The 15,271-nt window shown below is 61.2% G+C and carries 17 protein-coding genes; 10 read left to right on the forward strand and 7 right to left on the reverse strand.

The window, feature by feature from the left end:
* Positions 1–29: 29 nt before the first annotated feature.
* Positions 30–1,886 (reverse strand): ABC transporter ATP-binding protein, encoded by a 1,857-nt coding sequence (locus QRN33_RS19815; RefSeq protein WP_065617079.1) that lies wholly within the window; start codon positions 1,884–1,886, stop codon positions 30–32.
* Positions 1,887–2,184: 298 nt separating this feature from the next.
* Between QRN33_RS19815 and QRN33_RS19820 the strand changes: the two genes are divergently transcribed.
* The 3 genes from QRN33_RS19820 to QRN33_RS19830 are packed head-to-tail and all read left to right on the forward strand — an operon-like array spanning position 2,185 to position 4,072.
* Complete coding sequence (locus QRN33_RS19820) at positions 2,185–2,835, forward strand: hypothetical protein (RefSeq protein WP_281921505.1); 651 nt, start codon at positions 2,185–2,187, stop codon at positions 2,833–2,835.
* Positions 2,835–3,263 carry a phage holin family protein gene (locus QRN33_RS19825; protein ID WP_253500917.1) on the forward strand — a complete coding sequence of 143 codons (429 nt, stop codon included), beginning with the start codon at positions 2,835–2,837 and terminating at the stop codon, positions 3,261–3,263. Before QRN33_RS19820 ends, QRN33_RS19825 begins: the two co-directional genes overlap by 1 nt.
* Positions 3,260–4,072: a DUF3618 domain-containing protein gene (locus QRN33_RS19830; protein WP_285409639.1), complete on the forward strand. Its 813-nt coding sequence runs from the start codon at positions 3,260–3,262 to the stop codon at positions 4,070–4,072. The genes QRN33_RS19825 and QRN33_RS19830 overlap by 4 nt, the downstream gene beginning before the upstream one ends.
* A 618-nt stretch (positions 4,073–4,690) precedes the next feature.
* On the opposite strand, the gene QRN33_RS19835 is transcribed toward QRN33_RS19830, so the two are convergent.
* Positions 4,691–5,593, reverse strand: a complete 903-nt coding sequence (locus tag QRN33_RS19835) for a LysR family transcriptional regulator (protein WP_285409640.1) — start codon at positions 5,591–5,593, stop codon at positions 4,691–4,693.
* A 130-nt stretch (positions 5,594–5,723) separates the two neighbouring features.
* Between QRN33_RS19835 and QRN33_RS19840 the strand changes: the two genes are divergently transcribed.
* On the forward strand, positions 5,724–6,935 hold the full coding sequence (locus QRN33_RS19840) for an MFS transporter (protein ID WP_285409641.1): 1,212 nt from the start codon (positions 5,724–5,726) through the stop codon (positions 6,933–6,935).
* 1 nt (position 6,936) lies between these two features.
* Here QRN33_RS19840 and QRN33_RS19845 read toward each other — a convergent pair whose 3' ends face one another.
* The gene (locus QRN33_RS19845) at positions 6,937–7,107 is read right to left on the reverse strand and encodes a DUF2986 domain-containing protein (RefSeq protein ID WP_123418487.1); all 171 of its coding nucleotides are present in this window, start codon (positions 7,105–7,107) and stop codon (positions 6,937–6,939) included.
* 126 nt (positions 7,108–7,233) lie between these two features.
* Between QRN33_RS19845 and QRN33_RS19850 the strand changes: the two genes are divergently transcribed.
* The 3 genes from QRN33_RS19850 to QRN33_RS19860 all read left to right on the forward strand — a co-directional run bounded on the left by QRN33_RS19850 (position 7,234) and on the right by QRN33_RS19860 (position 9,790).
* Positions 7,234–7,740, forward strand: coding sequence for an anti-virulence regulator CigR family protein (locus tag QRN33_RS19850; RefSeq protein ID WP_285409642.1), 507 nt, complete (start codon positions 7,234–7,236; stop codon positions 7,738–7,740).
* A gap of 152 nt (positions 7,741–7,892) precedes the next feature.
* On the forward strand, positions 7,893–8,867 hold the full coding sequence (locus tag QRN33_RS19855; RefSeq protein ID WP_285409643.1) for a quinone oxidoreductase family protein: 975 nt from the start codon (positions 7,893–7,895) through the stop codon (positions 8,865–8,867).
* Positions 8,864–9,790 carry a LysR family transcriptional regulator gene (locus QRN33_RS19860; protein WP_083353029.1) on the forward strand — a complete coding sequence of 309 codons (927 nt, stop codon included), beginning with the start codon at positions 8,864–8,866 and terminating at the stop codon, positions 9,788–9,790. The genes QRN33_RS19855 and QRN33_RS19860 overlap by 4 nt, the downstream gene beginning before the upstream one ends.
* Positions 9,791–9,993: 203 nt before the next feature.
* Here the strand turns inward: QRN33_RS19860 and QRN33_RS19865 are convergent, their stop codons facing one another.
* Positions 9,994–10,470 carry a PA2171 family ribosome-binding persister protein gene (locus QRN33_RS19865; protein WP_065617088.1) on the reverse strand — a complete coding sequence of 159 codons (477 nt, stop codon included), beginning with the start codon at positions 10,468–10,470 and terminating at the stop codon, positions 9,994–9,996.
* Positions 10,471–10,727: 257 nt separating this feature from the next.
* Positions 10,728–10,943, reverse strand: a complete 216-nt coding sequence (locus QRN33_RS19870; RefSeq protein WP_042609659.1) for a PLD nuclease N-terminal domain-containing protein — start codon at positions 10,941–10,943, stop codon at positions 10,728–10,730.
* Between the two features lie 169 nt (positions 10,944–11,112).
* Between QRN33_RS19870 and QRN33_RS19875 the strand changes: the two genes are divergently transcribed.
* Positions 11,113–12,240, forward strand: a complete 1,128-nt coding sequence (locus tag QRN33_RS19875; RefSeq protein ID WP_285409644.1) for a saccharopine dehydrogenase family protein — start codon at positions 11,113–11,115, stop codon at positions 12,238–12,240.
* A gap of 1 nt (position 12,241) precedes the next feature.
* Positions 12,242–12,739, forward strand: a complete 498-nt coding sequence (locus QRN33_RS19880) for a DUF2269 family protein (protein ID WP_285409645.1) — start codon at positions 12,242–12,244, stop codon at positions 12,737–12,739.
* Here the strand turns inward: QRN33_RS19880 and QRN33_RS19885 are convergent.
* Together QRN33_RS19885 and QRN33_RS19890 are read right to left on the reverse strand one after the other, a co-directional pair.
* Positions 12,722–13,174, reverse strand: coding sequence for a thiol-disulfide oxidoreductase DCC family protein (locus QRN33_RS19885; protein WP_285409648.1), 453 nt, complete (start codon positions 13,172–13,174; stop codon positions 12,722–12,724). The two genes, QRN33_RS19880 and QRN33_RS19885, sit on opposite strands and share 18 nt — an antisense overlap.
* A gap of 51 nt (positions 13,175–13,225) precedes the next feature.
* Positions 13,226–14,146: an AraC family transcriptional regulator gene (locus QRN33_RS19890; RefSeq protein ID WP_285409646.1), complete on the reverse strand. Its 921-nt coding sequence runs from the start codon at positions 14,144–14,146 to the stop codon at positions 13,226–13,228.
* Between the two features lie 87 nt (positions 14,147–14,233).
* On the opposite strand from QRN33_RS19890, the gene QRN33_RS19895 reads away from it, so the two are divergent.
* The gene (locus QRN33_RS19895) at positions 14,234–15,202 is read left to right on the forward strand and encodes an oxidoreductase (protein ID WP_285409647.1); all 969 of its coding nucleotides are present in this window, start codon (positions 14,234–14,236) and stop codon (positions 15,200–15,202) included.
* Positions 15,203–15,271 lie beyond the last annotated feature (69 nt).

The raw sequence follows: 15,271 nt of genomic DNA on the forward strand, positions 1-15,271 counted from the left end.
GAAGGGCCGGCTCCGGCCCTCCAGCCGGATTACTCCTCCATCACCTCCACCAAACCGCGATCCTCACCGAGGAACCCGCCGCTCTGGTGCTGCCACAGCCGCGCATAGGTGCCGTTCTTCTCAAGCAATTGCGCGTGGGTGCCTTGTTCGATGATGCGGCCTTCGTCCATAACGATCAGCCGATCCATTGCCGCGATGGTCGACAAGCGGTGGGCGATGGCGATCACGGTTTTGCCCTGCATCATTTCATCGAGGCTTTCCTGGATCGCCACTTCGACTTCGGAATCCAGCGCGCTGGTGGCTTCGTCGAGCAGCAGGATCGGCGCGTTCTTCAGCATTACCCGGGCGATGGCGATGCGTTGGCGCTGGCCGCCGGAGAGTTTGATGCCGCGCTCGCCGACCAGCGTGTCGTAGCCGCTGTGGCCCTGCTTGTCGCTCAACTGGCTGATGAAACCATCGGCCTGGGCGTTCACCGCGGCGCGGTGGATGTCCGCGTCGGTGGCGTCCGGGCGACCGTAGGCGATGTTGTCGCGAATCGAGCGGTGCAGCAACGACGTATCCTGAGTGACCATGCCGATCACACTGCGCAGGCTGTCCTGCGTGACCTTGGCGATGTTCTGCCCATCGATGCGAATCTCGCCGCGATCGACGTCATAGAAACGCAGCAGCAGGTTGATCAGCGTCGACTTGCCCGCACCGGAGCGGCCAACCAGACCGATTTTTTCGCCGGGGCGAATGTGCAGCGTCAGGTCGTCGAGCACCTGGCGCTCGCCGTTGTAATTGAAGCTGACATTGTCGAAAACCACTTCGCCGCCGGCAGGCTCCAGCACTTTGGCGTCCGGCGCGTCCTGGACTTTCGGGCCGCTGGTCAGGGTGGCCATGCCGTCCTGCACGGTGCCGATGTTTTCGAACAGGGAGGTCATCTGCCACATGATCCAGTGCGACATGCCATTGATGCGCAACGCCATCGCAGTGATCGCCGCAACAGCACCGGTGCCGACCTCGCCCTGATGCCACAGCCACAACGCATAACCACCGGCACCGAGAATCAGCGCGACCACCAGCGCCTGGTTGACGATTTCGAACTGGCTGACCAGACGCATCTGGCGGAAGCCGGTGAGCTTGAAATCTTCCATCGCCGCGCGAGCAAAATGCGCCTCACGCTTGGAGTGCGAGAACAGTTTGACCGTGGTGATGTTGGTGTAGGCGTCGGCAATCCGTCCGGTCATCGACGAGCGTGCATCGGCCTGCTCCTGGCCGACCTTGCCCAGACGCGGGACGAAATACACCATTGCCAGCCCGAACAGAACGATCCACGCCAGAAACGGCAGCATCAGCTTCAGCGCAAAGCCACCGGCCAGCGCAATGATGGCGATGAAGTAGACGCCGATGCCGGGAAGGATTTCGATCAGGGTGAACAGCACTTCACGCACCGACAACGCGGTTTGCATGACTTTGGTGGTGACCCGGCCGGAGAATTCATCGGAGAAGAACGACAGGCTTTGCCGCAGCATCAGCCGATGGAAGTCCCAGCGCAGGCGCAGCGGCAGATTGATCGCGAGGATCTGGTGCTGGACCATGGTGCGCAGCGCCACCAGGCCAATGCTGACCACCAGCACAATGCCGATGCCCCACAGCACGCGGCTTTCCTCGGCACCGGCGGCGCCGCCGGATTGCCAGGTCGAGAGCAGATCCACCACTTGCCCGAGGAAGGAAAACAGCCACGCCTCGTAGATCGACACGCTGGCGCTGAGCAACGCAAAGGCAAGGATGTAACCGCGTGCGCCTCGGGTGCAGGCCCACAGGAATCGCATCAGGCCGACTGGCGGTGGCGGCGCCTCATCGGGTGGGAAAGGGTCGAGCCTTTGTTCGAACAGGCGAAGCATTGCGGTCTCCGAAGTGATCAGGGTAGGGGGATTCTGCCATCTATCGGCGGCGTTGCGGGTTTCAGTGCCGTGATCAGGATGAACCCCCGTGCCATGTCTTGACCGCAGACAGGCGCAGAAGCTCAACGCAATCTCTCAAAGCGCAACCTTTCGTCGGTGATCCCGGCCATATGTTGCACGCTCATCAACCTCTTTGAACTCTCGCGCAAGCCGCTCCGTCCTCATCTATGTGGGGGCTCGAGGCATTGTTGCCGTGTAGTCCCGTTTTTGCGTTTTCAGTGAGAAGGCGAGGGGCGACATGAATACGTCAGACAGCAGGGCAGGGTATGAATCAGGCGATCCAAACGGCAAGCCTGAGCAAGGTTTCGATCATCTGAAAGACAACGTCAGCGAAGCATTGGGCGGCGCGCGCGAACAGGCCGATGCGCAGTTCGGTCAGTATCGCGACACGGCGGCCGAGCAGATCGAAGCGTTGGCGCAAGGCGCGAAAAGCTTCGTTTCGGAACTGCAGGACAAAGACACGTTAGGCATGTCCGATTACATCAACGACATGGCGGAATCCATGACCGGGCTGGCGGGCAATCTGCGCGGCAAGAGTGCCGAACAGTTGCTGCACGATGCGGCGGATCTGGCGCGCAACAATCCGGGGCTATTCATCGCCGGCAGTATCGCCATCGGTTTCGGCCTGTCGCGGTTTCTCAAGGCGGGCACAGCAGCAGCGGCAACTGTCAGCGCCGAAAATGATCCAGCGGCAGGCACGACTTCGACGCCACCACCAGGCGATTACGGCGCGCAGCGACCCTATGAATCGTCAGTGCCGTCCTCGTCCCCAACCAATCCGGGACTGGCCACTGGCATCACTCCCACCTCACCTAATGAGCATGATCACCCCTCTGATTTCGCAGCGGCTTCCGTACCGCATGCACCCGACGCCAAAGGAGAACTGTGATGAACAGAGATGAATCTGATCTGAGCGGGGCAAGGCCCCTCGGCCAAACGGATGATGCTTCGGTGGTGGGCTTGTTGCGGCAGCTGTCCCGCGAGGTACCGGCGTTGTTCACCAAGGAACTGGCGCTGGCCAAAGCCGAACTGCAGAACAGTCTCACGACATTGAAAGCCGGAATCGCTGCCGTTGCCGGCGGTGCGATCGTATTCCTCGCGGGCTTCATCATTCTGCTGATGTCGGCGGTTTATGGCCTGAGCATGTTCATGGCGCCGTGGCTGGCCGCGTTGATCGTTGGCGTGGTGGTAATGATCATCGGCTTCGCCATGCTGCAATCCGGGAAAAAGCAATTCGAGCCGTCTCACTTCAAACCTGATCGCACCCTCGACGCCTTGAACAAGGATCAGGAAGCGCTGCGGAGGAAAGTCTCATGAAAAGCGAACTGGATATCGAAGCGGAAAAAAGCCCGGAACAGATCGAGCGCGAAATCGATGCGCAACGCGCGAGCATCGGCAATATCGTCGATCAACTGGAGAGCAAATTCACCCCCGGGCAGATGATCGATCAGGCCTGGGGGATGATGCAGAGCAATGGCTCGACGTTCTTCACCAACCTCGGCACCAGCGTGCGCAATAACCCGGTGCCGGCGGTGCTGACATCGGTGGGCCTGCTCTGGCTGATGATCAGTCAGAATCGCCCGCCGGTGCCGCAACCGACTTATCGCAGCGGACCGGATCAGGACAAGGCCGGCGAGTGGGCCGACGGTTTGGCCGACGGCATCGACAGTGCCCGCGCGCATCTGCACTCGACCACCGACTCGCTGAAGGACGGGTACCAGACGCTGAAAGGCAAGGCCAGCCACCTCGGGGAAAATGTCGGTGCGGCCAAGGAAAATCTGAGCCATGCGATGCATGACGCCAGTGACCGCTTGTCGCGCAACTCGCAAGTGCTCGGCCAACAGTTCAGTCACCTGCTCAAAGAGCAACCGCTGATGGTGGCTGCCGCTGGAGTCGCGCTGGGTGCGTTGCTCGGCGCGGCGTTGCCGACCACCTCCACTGAGCAGCGCTACATGGGCCGCACCAGCGCCGGCATGGTCGACAAGGCCAAGCAGAAAGCGCAGGAAGGTTATGAAGCGGTGCGCGACACGGTGACCCGGACCACCGAGCAGACCGAGGGTGAAGCCAGACCGGATCCGGCGCGGCCGTCATCCTCGGATCTGTCGCAGGGGCTGGGTACATCCTGAAGGTGAAAGACCAAGGGAGGCCTTGAAAAGGCCTCCTTTTTTGTTGGGCTGCGGTAATTCGGTACGGCGCTATCGCGAGCAGGCTCACTCCTACAGGGGTGTGAGTGACGAAGAAGATTGTCGATCTGCCCCGATCCTTGTGGGAGCGAGCCTGCTCGCGAAAGCGGTGTGTCATTCAACGTGGATGTATCTGATCTGGCCTCTTCGCGAGCAGGCTCGCTCCCACAGGGGTATGAGTGGCGATGAAGATGGTCGATCTGCCCCGATCCTTGTAGGAGTGAGCCTGCTCGCGATAGCAGCGTGTCAGGCGATGCAGGGTTGTCTGACCGGACGCAATCGCGAGCAGGCTCACTCCTACAGGGGTATGAGTTGCGATGAAGATTGTCGATCTGCCCCGATTCTTGTAGGAGTGAGCCTGCTCGCGAAAGCGGTGTGTCATTCAACGTGGATGTATCTGATCTGGCCTCTTCGCGAGCAGGCTCGCTCCCACATGGGTTTGGAAGGCGATGAAGATTATCGATCTGCCCCGATCCTTGTAGGAGTGAGCCTGCTCGCGATAGCAGCGTGTCAGGCGATGCAGGGTTGGCTGACCGGACGCTATCGCGAGCAGGCTCGCTCCTACAGGGGAGCGGTGTTCAGCTTCAGTGCTTCGACAAACGCTGCGAACGCTGCCGAGCCCTGGCGTCGGTTCGGGTAATACAGGTGGTAGCCCTGAAACGTCGGGCACCACTCTTCCAGGACTTCCACCAATCGGCCGTCCGCCAGATACGGTGCGACCAATTGCTCGGGCACGTACGCCACGCCGATGCCATCCACGGCGGCATTGAGTACATGCATGATGCTGTTGAACACCAATTGCCCGTCGACCTTGACGCTGAAATCCTGGCCCTTGTGCGCAAACTCCCAGGCGTAAATCGCGCCGGCCGGTTGATGGCGGATGTTGATGCAGGTGTGCTCCATCAACTGATGGGGCGTGACGAGTGCCGGGTGGCGGGCGAAGTAATCGGGCGCGGCGACCACAGCCAGGCGCCAGTCCGGGCCGATGCGCACCGCGATCATGTCTTTGCTGATCGATTCACCGAGACGAATGCCGGCGTCGAAGCGCTCCTTGACCACATTGGTGAATCCGTAATCGACGTAGAACTCCAGCGTGATGTCCGGGTAGTCCTTCAGGAACCCGGCGAGCATCGGCCGAATGCACAATTCAATCTGATCGTCCGTGCAGGAAATCCGCAGCGTGCCGCTGGGCTTGTCGCGCAATTCGCTCAAGGCTTCGAGTTCGGCGCTGATCTGCTCGAACAGCGGCGCAATCGATCTCATCAGGCGCTCACCCGCTTCGGTTGGCGAGACGTTGCGCGTGGTCCGGGCCAGCAGGCGAATACCCAAGCGCTGCTCCAGCGCGCGGACGGTATGGCTCAACGCAGACGGCGTGACGCCGAGACGGGCGGCGGCTTTGGTGAAGCTCTGCTCCTGCGCCACCGCCAGAAAGGCCTGCAGGTCGTTGATTTTGGCGTTGTTCATTGCTGAATTTATCTCAAAAGCACATGAAGATTACCGCTACTAATCAAGTTAACCGCAATCCGTCAAGCTTTGCAGCCTGAGTAGCGGGGCAAAAATTGCTCCGATCAAGTCTTTTCAAAACAGGTTCTGCATGACGGCCCAAGTAATCGATAACCCGACAGCCCAGTCCATGGACGCCTCCACCGCTGGCGAGCAACCAGCTTACTGGAGCGGCGTTTTCGCGATGACGTTGTGTGTCTTCGCGCTGATCGCTTCCGAGTTCATGCCGGTCAGTCTGCTCACGCCGATGGCGACGGACCTGCACATCAGCGAAGGCCTGGCCGGCTACGGCATCGCCATCTCCGGCGCGTTCGCGGTGCTGACCAGCCTGACGATCGCCAGGCTGGCTGGTTCGATGGATCGCAAAAATCTGTTGCTGCTGTTGACGGCGCTGATGTGCGCGTCCGGGCTAGTGGTCGGACTGGCGCCCAACTACACGGTGTACATGATCGGTCGCGCATTGATCGGCGTGGTCATTGGCGGCTTCTGGTCGATGTCGGCGGCGCTGGCCATGCGTCTGGTGCCGTCCGCCAGCGTGCCCAAGGCACTGGCGATTTTTAACAGCGGCAACGCCCTGGCGACCGTCGTGGCGGCGCCGTTGGGCAGTTATCTCGGTAGCGTGATTGGCTGGCGCGGGGCGTTTTTCTGCCTGATACCGGTGGCGCTCATTGCGCTGCTCTGGCAGTGGATCAGCTTGCCTGCGCTCCCCGCCGCGCCACGCAAAGCCAGCGCGGGCAATGTCTTCGCGTTGTTCAAAAGCCGCCGGGTGGCCTTCGGCATGCTCGGCGCAGGTCTGTTCTTTATGGGCCAGTTCGTTCTGTTCACTTACCTGCGGCCGTTTCTCGAAACCGTGACCCGGGTCGACGTTTCAGTGCTGTCGATGATTTTGCTGGTCATTGGTGTGGCCGGGTTCATCGGCACCGTGGTCATCGGTTCGGTGCTGAACAAAGGCCTGTATCGCGTGCTGATCGCCATCCCACTGTTGATGGCGGTGATCGCCGTGGCACTTATAGGGCTGGGCAGCTCGCTGGTCGCGGCCTTCGTGTTGCTGGGCTTGTGGGGATTGATCGCGACCGCCGCGCCGGTCGGCTGGTGGTCGTGGCTGGCGCGCACGCTGCCCGACAATGCCGAAGCGGGCGGGGGGCTGATGGTGGCGGTGGTGCAGTTGTCGATCGCTTCGGGGTCGACCGTTGGTGGTCTGCTGTTCGACGGCAGCGGTTATCGGTCGACCTTCTTCGCCAGCGCGGCATTGCTGGTGCTGGCGGCGCTGATGACGTGGCTGACGTCGCGGCAGAAAGCCTGACTCAGCTTTCGACGTTCTCGACCTGCGCCTGCGCCTGCGCGGCTTCGGCTTCGGCTTCCAGCTTCAGGCGATCAGCCTTGCAGATGTACTTGGGCTTTTTCGGCGCCAGTTTGGCGTTGGCCTTTTTGGCCTTTTCCTTGAACAACTGCTGCAGCTTCTTTTGACGATTCATGAATTTTCGATCGCGGGTGGAAAGGACGGGAATCCTGACGTAACGCCGAGTGGTCAGCAAGGGGAAATCCACTAAGCTGAGCACATGCGTCAGAACCAAAAGCCGCGCGAACCGAAGGAACCGTCCATGAGAAAAGCTCGCAGATTGATCGCCGCATTGTCCTGCCTCGCGCTGGTGGTGGGCAGCACGACTGCACTGGCCGACCCCGGCAATGGCAAGGGCCAGGGCCAGGGTGGTCAAGGTGGCCAGGGCAATGGCAAGGGTAAGCCGCAGAACATGCAGGATGACGGGAAACCGGGTGGGGGCGCTCAGGGCAATGGCAACAAAGGCCAGCCATCCTCCGGCAATCGCGGCGGCGGGCCGAGCGTTGATCGCGGCAATATTCTCGGCATCGTCGGCGGCTATCGCGGCGAGTACTGGAATCCGGGGCCGCCGCTGCCGCCGGGCATTCAAAAGAATCTGGCGCGTGGCAAGCCGCTGCCACCGGGTATTGCCAAGAAGCTGGACGGGCGCCTGCTCGGCCATTTGCCTCACTATGACGGCTACGAATGGCAACAGGTGGGCACCGACCTGATCCTCGTTGCGCTGGCCACCGGGTTGATCTACGAGGTGCTCAACGGCGCGTTCGATTAGCGTTTCCATGGGGAGTGGCATCAGTGCCGCTCCTTTTTTATGATCGGATAGCTGCATGATGTGCAGCAATGAACTGCATCCAGCCCGGCTTGTTCATCTGAACCTCAGCTTTCACAGTGAGCTCAACGGTTAATGACTGGACGGAGATGAACATGGTCAACGCAATCCGCTTCACCGAAACCGGCGCTCCGGACGTCCTGCAACTGCAAACGGTCAGCGAGCAACCCCCCGGGCCTGGCGAAGTCTGGCTGGAGCAAGAGGCGGTGGGCGTCAATTACCTTGATGTCAGCCAACGCAAAGGCGCGGTGCCGGTGGCATTGCCGTCGGGGCTGGGTCTGGAGGGCGCGGGGCGGGTCGCGGCTGTCGGCGCCGGTGTGAGCAATGTGCGGGTCGGTGATCGGGTCGCTTATGCTACCGGTCCTTTGGGCGGCTACGCCTCGGCGCGGCTGTTTCCGGCAGAGCGTCTGGTGAAAATCCCCGATGAGCTGTCGTTCGAAGACGCGGCAGCGGTGCTGTTCAAGGGCATCACCGCGCAATACCTGCTGAAAGCGACTTACCCGGTCGGGCCGGGCACGACAATGTTGCTTTATGGTGTCGCAGGTGGTCTGGGGGAAACCATGGTGCCGTGGGCCAAACACCTTGGCGCGACGGTGATCGGTGTGGTGTCGAAACAGGCCAGTGTCGACAAGGCTCGCGCGTCGGGCTGTGACGAAGTGCTGGTGTTCAATGCCGAGACCCTCGCCGCCGATGTGTTGCGTATCACCGAGGGGCGCAAGGTCGACGTGGTGTATGACCCGATTGGCCGGGTGTCTTTTCAGGCGTCGCTGGACAGCTTGCGTCCACGTGGGCTGATGGTCTCGTTTGGCGCGCAGACCGGCGCGCCGGCAGCGGTGGAAATCGCCACCCTTAATGCCAAGGGCTCGCTGTTCCTGACCCGTCCATCGCTGGCAGCGCACACCGCTACAACAGCCGAATACCAGGAACGTGCGCAAGATGTGTTGGCCGCTGTTGCTGCCGGTATCATCACGCCGCAGATCCGTGCGCGTTATCCACTGGCCGACGCGGCACAAGCGCATGCCGATCTGGAGTCGGGGCGATCATCAGGGGCGATCATTCTAAAACCATGAATCTGGATGTTCTGAGCAATCCGCACAGCGATGAGATCGCTGCCTTTCTCGCCGTCGCCGCACAAGGCTCGTTCGTCGCGGCGGGGCGTTTGTTGCAGCGCCATCCGACCATCGTTTCCAAGCGTCTTGCTGCGATGGAAAAACGTCTGGGTGTGCGGCTGGTCGAGCGCTCGACGCGACACGTGCGCATCACCGAGGCCGGCCTGCAACTCGAACAGCGCCTGCGCGCAGCCGTCGAGCTGATGAACGAGGCGCAGCAACAAGCGGTGCAGGGCGCCAGCGAAGTGCGCGGCACGTTGCGTCTGGCCTTGCCGGCGGCGATGGGGCGCCTGTGGCTGGGGCCGATGTTGCCGGAGTTTCTCAAGGCCCATCCGCACGTCTCAGTGGTCGCCGATTACAGCGAAGGCCTCGTCGATATCATTGAGCAAGGCTTCGACGCGGCCATCCGCATCGGCGAACTGGACGACAATCGGCTGATCGCGAAAAAGCTCAGTGACCATCGCCGGATTCTCTGCGCATCGCCAGCCTACATCGAGGCGCACGGCATGCCGCAAACACCGCAGGATCTATTGCAGCTCAATTGCCTGCGCTTCAGCGGGCTGGCGTCGTTCCCGTTGTGGCGCCTGCATCGCGGCGATGAACTGCAGACCATCACGCCACGCGGCAACCTGACCGCCAGCGACAGCGAATCTCTCCTCGCCGCCGCCCGCGCCGACGCCGGCATACTCGGTGCCGGCGACTGGCTGATGAGCCGCGATCTGGCGGCAGGGCGGTTGATTCGTGTGTTGCCCGACTGGCAGCTGGATTCGGCGGGAGGGGTCTATCTGGTCAGACCGTCATCGCGGTTTCCAGCGGCGGCAGTGGTGGCGTTCAAGGAATGGATCGAAGCCAAATTCGATCCGGCGCCACCTTGGGCCGTTTGAACACCACAGCCTTCAGCGCCACCCCCGTCCCTGTAGGAGTGAGCCTGCTCGCGAAAGCGGAGTGTCAGTCACCGCTTGGTTGCCTGACCTGACGCCATCGCGAGCAGGCTCACTCCCACAGGGATTGCGCCTATATAGGAAATCCAGTGTCGGCGCACAAAAAAAGCCCGGCATTGCTGCCGGGCCTCGGTAACTTCAGCGCTTTACGCGGCGATGTTGTTGGCCGCCATTTGCTTTTTGTGGCTCGCCTTCATGGCTTCCATTTGTGCGCCCAGTTCCTCGAGCTTGGCCTTGCCCAGCAGCTTCTGCGCTTTGGGGAACATCTCTTCTTCTTCCTCTTTGATGTGGTGTTCCAGCAGTTCCTTGACCACTTTGACCCGGCCGGCAAATTCCGGGGTGCCTGGATCCGTCTCTTTCAGATCAGGCAGCACCAGCGAATCCACGGTGCGGTGCTCTTCCTTGGCTTCGTAGTACATGATGTCTTCTTCCTTGCTGCCGGCTTCCTTGAACGCGGGATACAGGATTTCCTCTTCCAGGCGAGTATGGATGGTGATTTCCATTTCCAGTTTGCCCAGCAACTCGCCGCGTTTTTTCAGCGCACGGTCGGTGGATTCACTCAGTTGGCTGAGGATGGCTTTGACTTTTTCATGGTCGGCTTTGAGAAGGTCGATGGCATTCATTTTTTGTCGCCTCTGCTTTTCACGGATTGAACACAGCGTTCTTTTTTTTGCGCTGCTGTGTATTCAGGAAGAGGCTATCGCAGGACTCATGCCAACTCGGCGATCAAGCGCAACCCGCGTAAATCAAGGGCTGGCGCAGAAGCAGGCAGAACGCCTTCGTGCAGCCTGCAAGATATCCGCTCGGCGGACATTGCATATAACAAGCCCGGCAAATGCCGGGCTGTGGATAATGCTTGAGACAGGCCTGCGCTCGTGCTTCAGCGGTTGGCCTGTGAAGGCGAAATCCGCCCGACATGCTTGGGTCCCGCCAGTGCCCAGGCGATCAGGCCGAACAGCGGCACGAACACGATCAGCACGATCCACACGCCTTTACTACTGGATTTCCCTTGGCTTTTGCGCACCCGGTTGATGGCCCAAAGCTCGATCAGCACGAGAATGACCGCCAACACGATCCACACGGTTTCGATTTGCATAGGCTTAACTCCTGATGGTCTGTGCGTTAGGCGACGAGAGGGGCGTTGGGTTCATTCTTTTTGCCTTGGACAAGCGGACGGGGTGATACCCGGTTTCAAAATAAATTTCTGATCACCGCTGCGGCCTATATCCTCTGCGCCACGTTCGGGCTGAAACAGGGACAGGGCAATGGCATTCAGGGTGATGGTCGTCGGTGGTTACGGCAATTTCGGCAGTATCGTTTGTCGGCATCTGGCGCAGATGCCAGAGATTGAGTTGGTGTTGTCGGGCCGCGATGCGCGCAAGTTGCAGCGCAAGGTCGAAGAGCTGCAAGCGCAATCGGGCCGTACCAGCCAAGGCTGGTGGGGCGATGCGCTGGGCGCGGGGTTTCAATCGGCGTTGCGCGAGCTGAATATTCAATTGGTGGTGCACACCGGCGGGCCGTTTCAGGGGCAGTCCTACGCGGTTGCGGAAAGCTGCATCAGCGCCGGTGTGAATTATTGCGATCTGGCTGACTGCCGCACCTTCGTCAACGGCATCGATGTGCTTGACGCCCGCGCCAAGGAGGCTGGGGTGGCGCTGCTCAGCGGCTGCAGCTCGGTGCCGACCTTGTCTTCGGCGATCATCGATCAGCAGCGCTCGCGTTTTGCGCGGATCGATTCGATCGAGCATGGCATTTCTTCCTCGGCGAAGATGCCTGGGCTGTCCACGGTCGAAGGCGTGCTCGCTTATGCCGGCAAACCGATCAGGCAGTTGAAGAATGGCCAGACTCACGAAGTATTGGGCTGGCTCGATCTGACCCTGCGCAGCATGCCGCAACTGGGCACGCGGGTGCTGGCCAATGTCGATGTGCCGGACATGGATATTTTCGCTCGCCGCTATGGGGCACAGACGCTGCGCTTCAAGGCCGGCGCCGGCCTGAAACTCGGCGGTGTCGCCAACGCCTTGCTGGCGCAGGCCTTGCGCTTCGGTCTGGTGCGCGATCATCGGCGCTGGGCGGCGCGTCTGCATCGACTGGGCACGTGGTTCGAGCGTTTCGGTGATGGCAAAAGCGCGATGTACATCGATGTTCGCGGCACTGGTGTCGACGGCCAGCCACTGAGCATGACCGCGCAACTCACCGCGCTGAATGACAAAGGCCCGGAAATCCCCAGCTGCGCCGCCGTCGCCCTCGCCAGCAAAATGGCCCGGGGTTACGTGCCGCAATCTGGCGCGCGACCCTGTGTTGGCGAGATCAGCGTCGAGGAATATCTGACGGCGATCAACGATCCGGCCAATCTGAGTCTGTCGGTGCAGTTCGCCGAAGGGCAGCGTTGAGATGCTCTATCTCTGTCTGAAATACCTGCATGTAATCGCGGCGATTTTCCTCTTTGGTTTCGGCATGGGCTCCTACCTCTACCTGATCGCCGCCAGCCGCAGCGGCAACCCGCAAGTGATCGCCCATGTCGCACGGATGGTGGTGCGTTTCGATACGTGGATCACCACGCCGGCAGGGGTTGTGCAGGTCATCACCGGCTATCTGCTGATGCGCCTTTCGGGGCTGTCGATGAGCACTGAGTGGCTGCTGACTTCGCTGATCATTTTCTTCTGTGTGGGCGCGTTGTGGCTGCCGGTGCTGGTGTTGCAAAAGCGTTTGCAGAGCATGGCGCTGAGCGCGGGCGAGGGTGGCCTGGCTCTGGATGATCGCTACGCGAGCACGTACCGCTGGTGGTTCTGGATGGGCATCGCCGGGTTCGCCGGGATGTTTGTCATCGTGCTGATGATGGTGACGAAGATGACGCCGCTGCAACTGATCGGATCAGCCGTGGGCCTTTAGAAAACGGCTTTCATGATCCGCTGTTGGAAGCAGGCAGGTGTCGTACTTGCCGAACAGCCGATAGCGATTCAGGGCGATGCGATCGTAAGCCCAGTCGCGCAGCACGCGTGGGAATATCCGCAGCAGTTTCAGCGGCTGCCAGCGCGCCGGCAATTGCCCGACCACTTCGAGAAACGCATCGGAACGCTCCCAGTAATGCCGGTCGCGAATCACCGCCATGGTGTCGAACTCATCCAGCGGCAAACCGGCCCACGCGAGCAAGGCCTGGCCCTCGGGCGATTGCACCGCCGCGAGACGCACGCGACGCTGTTGATCATGGCGTATCAGAAAGCGCGCCCAGCCGTTGCAGAGCTTGCACACGCCGTCGAACAGCACCACGGTTTCGCCAGGCTTGAGCAATGGTGCGGGGGTAGGGCGGGTTTTCATGGCAGGCAGGTCCTTGGCGGCGGTTGTCGCGATCATAACCTCGATCAACCGGCGCTTGTTCTATAGCGACGGATCGCGGCGGTATTGCCCCGGCGATATTCCATGCACCCGGCGGAAGGCCGCGCCAAAGGCTGCGTCGGACAGATAGCCCAGAGAAGCGGCGACAGTCGCCACATTGTCCCGACCATTGCGCAAGCGAAACGCGGCCACGCGCATCCGCCAGCGTGTGGCGTATTCGACCGGTGCCAGGCCCATGCGTGTCTTGAACAGCGCAGCGAAACCCGATCGCGACATGCAGGCTATTTCGGCCATTTGCGTCAGTCGCCAGGGTTGTTCCGGAGCAGCGTGAATGGCGCGCAACACACCGGCAATCGCTGGCTCCCGCAGCCCGCCCAGCCAGGCCAGTTGTTCGGCATCGGCGCTGTTGATGTGATGACGCAACGCATGGATGAAGATCAGTCGCAGCAGGTCGTTGCACATTGCCTGCGAGCCGGCCTGCTGCGAAGGCCATTCGCGGCCCAGTTCATCGAGCAGCCAGCCGAACGACGAAGCACCCGCGGTCTCGGCGCGAATGATCAGCGAGGTTGGCAGCACCTCAAGCAGCTCCGTCGCGCCTGGACCCGACAACGACACGCTGCCTCCCAGCAACTCGACTCCCTCGCCGACGCCAAACGTCGCCGAGGCACCGTCATGGGCGAAAACATCCGCTGCATTCACCGCTTCGACATCGACGCCGCTGGCGAGAATGAACGGCGTGCGCGATACCACAAAACAGTCGCCGGCCTGCAACAGGCGCGCCGGCACGCCTTGCATGCGCAGCCAGCATTCTCCTCGTCGCACCACGTTGAATTTCAGTTCGATGGGTTGAAAGCGCAGCGCCCAGATGCCACCCGCCTGCAAACGAACCGAACAGGCTGCGCGCAGTTCAGAGAGCGCCAATACGGCAGAGAGTGGATCGCCAGCAGGATTTTGGATGATCACGACAGAAACCTGGATTTATCAGACTGGTTCGTCCGCAGAGCTTAGCCAAGAATGAAGGCCTTCGATAGCTCACTCAGGATTACGCCCATGGCTACCCTTCAACTACCTGTGCAATCACCGTTCAACGCCGCCAGCACAGCGGCGGAAGTCATGGCCGGCATCGACCTGCGCGGGCACCTTGCCGTGGTCACGGGCGGGTATTCCGGCCTGGGTCTGCTGACGGTGAAAAGCCTCGCTGCGGCCGGGGCGCAGGTCATTGTGCCGGCCCGAGATACCGCGCGGGCAGAGGCGGCATTGACCGGGATTGACGGCGTCAGGGTAATGCCCATGGATCTGATGCAGGCCGAGTCGGTGGCCGGGTTCAGCCGAAGTCTGGTCAGCGCGGGTCAGCCAGTGTCGTTGCTGATCAACTGCGCCGGAGTCATGGCCGCGCCGTTGCTGCGCGATGCCGATGGCCACGAGAGCCAGTTTGCGACCAATCATCTGGGCCACTATCGCCTGACCTGCGGCCTCTGGCCGGTGCTGGTCAAGTCTGGGCAGGCGCGGGTGCTGTCGGTGTCTTCACGCGGGCATCAGATTGCCGGGGTGGAGTTTGACGACATCGATTTCCTGCGGCGGCCTTATGACAAATGGCTCGCTTATGGCCAGTCGAAAACCGCCAATGCCTTGTTTGCCATCGCCCTCGATCAGCGTGGACGTAGCCATGGCGTTCGCGCGTTCTCATTGCATCCGGGGCAGATTCTCACGGATCTGGCACGGCACTTGAGCACGACGGAACTCGCCGCCTTCGATGCGCTGGATGAACAGGGTCGGCCACGGCTGGATCCGCACAACGGTTTGAAAACTGTCGAGCAGGGCGCCGCTACCGGGTTGTGGTGTGCGACCAGTGCAGTGCTTGCGGATTTGGGTGGTGTGTATTGCGAAGACTGCAATGTTGCGCCGATCAATGATGCTGCAACAGGTCGCAAGGGTGTGGCGCAATGGGCGGCGGATGCCGGGTTGGCGGAGCGACTCTGGGCGGTTTCGGAGCAATGGACTGGGCTCACGGTGGCATGAATCGAGTCAAAGGCCAAAAGCCCCTCACCCTAACCCTCTCCCGGAGGGAGAGGGGACTGACCGAGGTGT

This window comes from Pseudomonas sp. FR229a (assembly GCF_030209115.1).
GTDB classification, from domain to species: Bacteria; Pseudomonadota; Gammaproteobacteria; order Pseudomonadales; family Pseudomonadaceae; genus Aquipseudomonas; species Aquipseudomonas moraviensis_A.

What these genes read in the sequence shown, in the direction of transcription:
- QRN33_RS19865 (WP_065617088.1), bottom strand. Translation starts at nt 10,470, where the DNA reads ATGAATGCCATCGACCTTCTCAAAGCCGACCATGAAAAAGTCAAAGCC.
- QRN33_RS19845 (WP_123418487.1), bottom strand. Translation starts at nt 7,107, where the DNA reads ATGAATCGTCAAAAGAAGCTGCAGCAGTTGTTCAAGGAAAAGGCCAAA.
- QRN33_RS19835 (WP_285409640.1), bottom strand. Translation starts at nt 5,593, where the DNA reads ATGAACAACGCCAAAATCAACGACCTGCAGGCCTTTCTGGCGGTGGCG.
- QRN33_RS19820 (WP_281921505.1), top strand. Translation starts at nt 2,185, where the DNA reads ATGAATACGTCAGACAGCAGGGCAGGGTATGAATCAGGCGATCCAAAC.
- QRN33_RS19860 (WP_083353029.1), top strand. Translation starts at nt 8,864, where the DNA reads ATGAATCTGGATGTTCTGAGCAATCCGCACAGCGATGAGATCGCTGCC.
- QRN33_RS19840 (WP_285409641.1), top strand. Translation starts at nt 5,724, where the DNA reads ATGACGGCCCAAGTAATCGATAACCCGACAGCCCAGTCCATGGACGCC.
- QRN33_RS19850 (WP_285409642.1), top strand. Translation starts at nt 7,234, where the DNA reads ATGAGAAAAGCTCGCAGATTGATCGCCGCATTGTCCTGCCTCGCGCTG.
- QRN33_RS19855 (WP_285409643.1), top strand. Translation starts at nt 7,893, where the DNA reads ATGGTCAACGCAATCCGCTTCACCGAAACCGGCGCTCCGGACGTCCTG.
- QRN33_RS19875 (WP_285409644.1), top strand. Translation starts at nt 11,113, where the DNA reads ATGGCATTCAGGGTGATGGTCGTCGGTGGTTACGGCAATTTCGGCAGT.
- QRN33_RS19825 (WP_253500917.1), top strand. Translation starts at nt 2,835, where the DNA reads ATGAACAGAGATGAATCTGATCTGAGCGGGGCAAGGCCCCTCGGCCAA.
- QRN33_RS19830 (WP_285409639.1), top strand. Translation starts at nt 3,260, where the DNA reads ATGAAAAGCGAACTGGATATCGAAGCGGAAAAAAGCCCGGAACAGATC.
- QRN33_RS19815 (WP_065617079.1), bottom strand. Translation starts at nt 1,886, where the DNA reads ATGCTTCGCCTGTTCGAACAAAGGCTCGACCCTTTCCCACCCGATGAG.
- QRN33_RS19895 (WP_285409647.1), top strand. Translation starts at nt 14,234, where the DNA reads ATGGCTACCCTTCAACTACCTGTGCAATCACCGTTCAACGCCGCCAGC.
- QRN33_RS19880 (WP_285409645.1), top strand. Translation starts at nt 12,242, where the DNA reads ATGCTCTATCTCTGTCTGAAATACCTGCATGTAATCGCGGCGATTTTC.
- QRN33_RS19870 (WP_042609659.1), bottom strand. Translation starts at nt 10,943, where the DNA reads ATGCAAATCGAAACCGTGTGGATCGTGTTGGCGGTCATTCTCGTGCTG.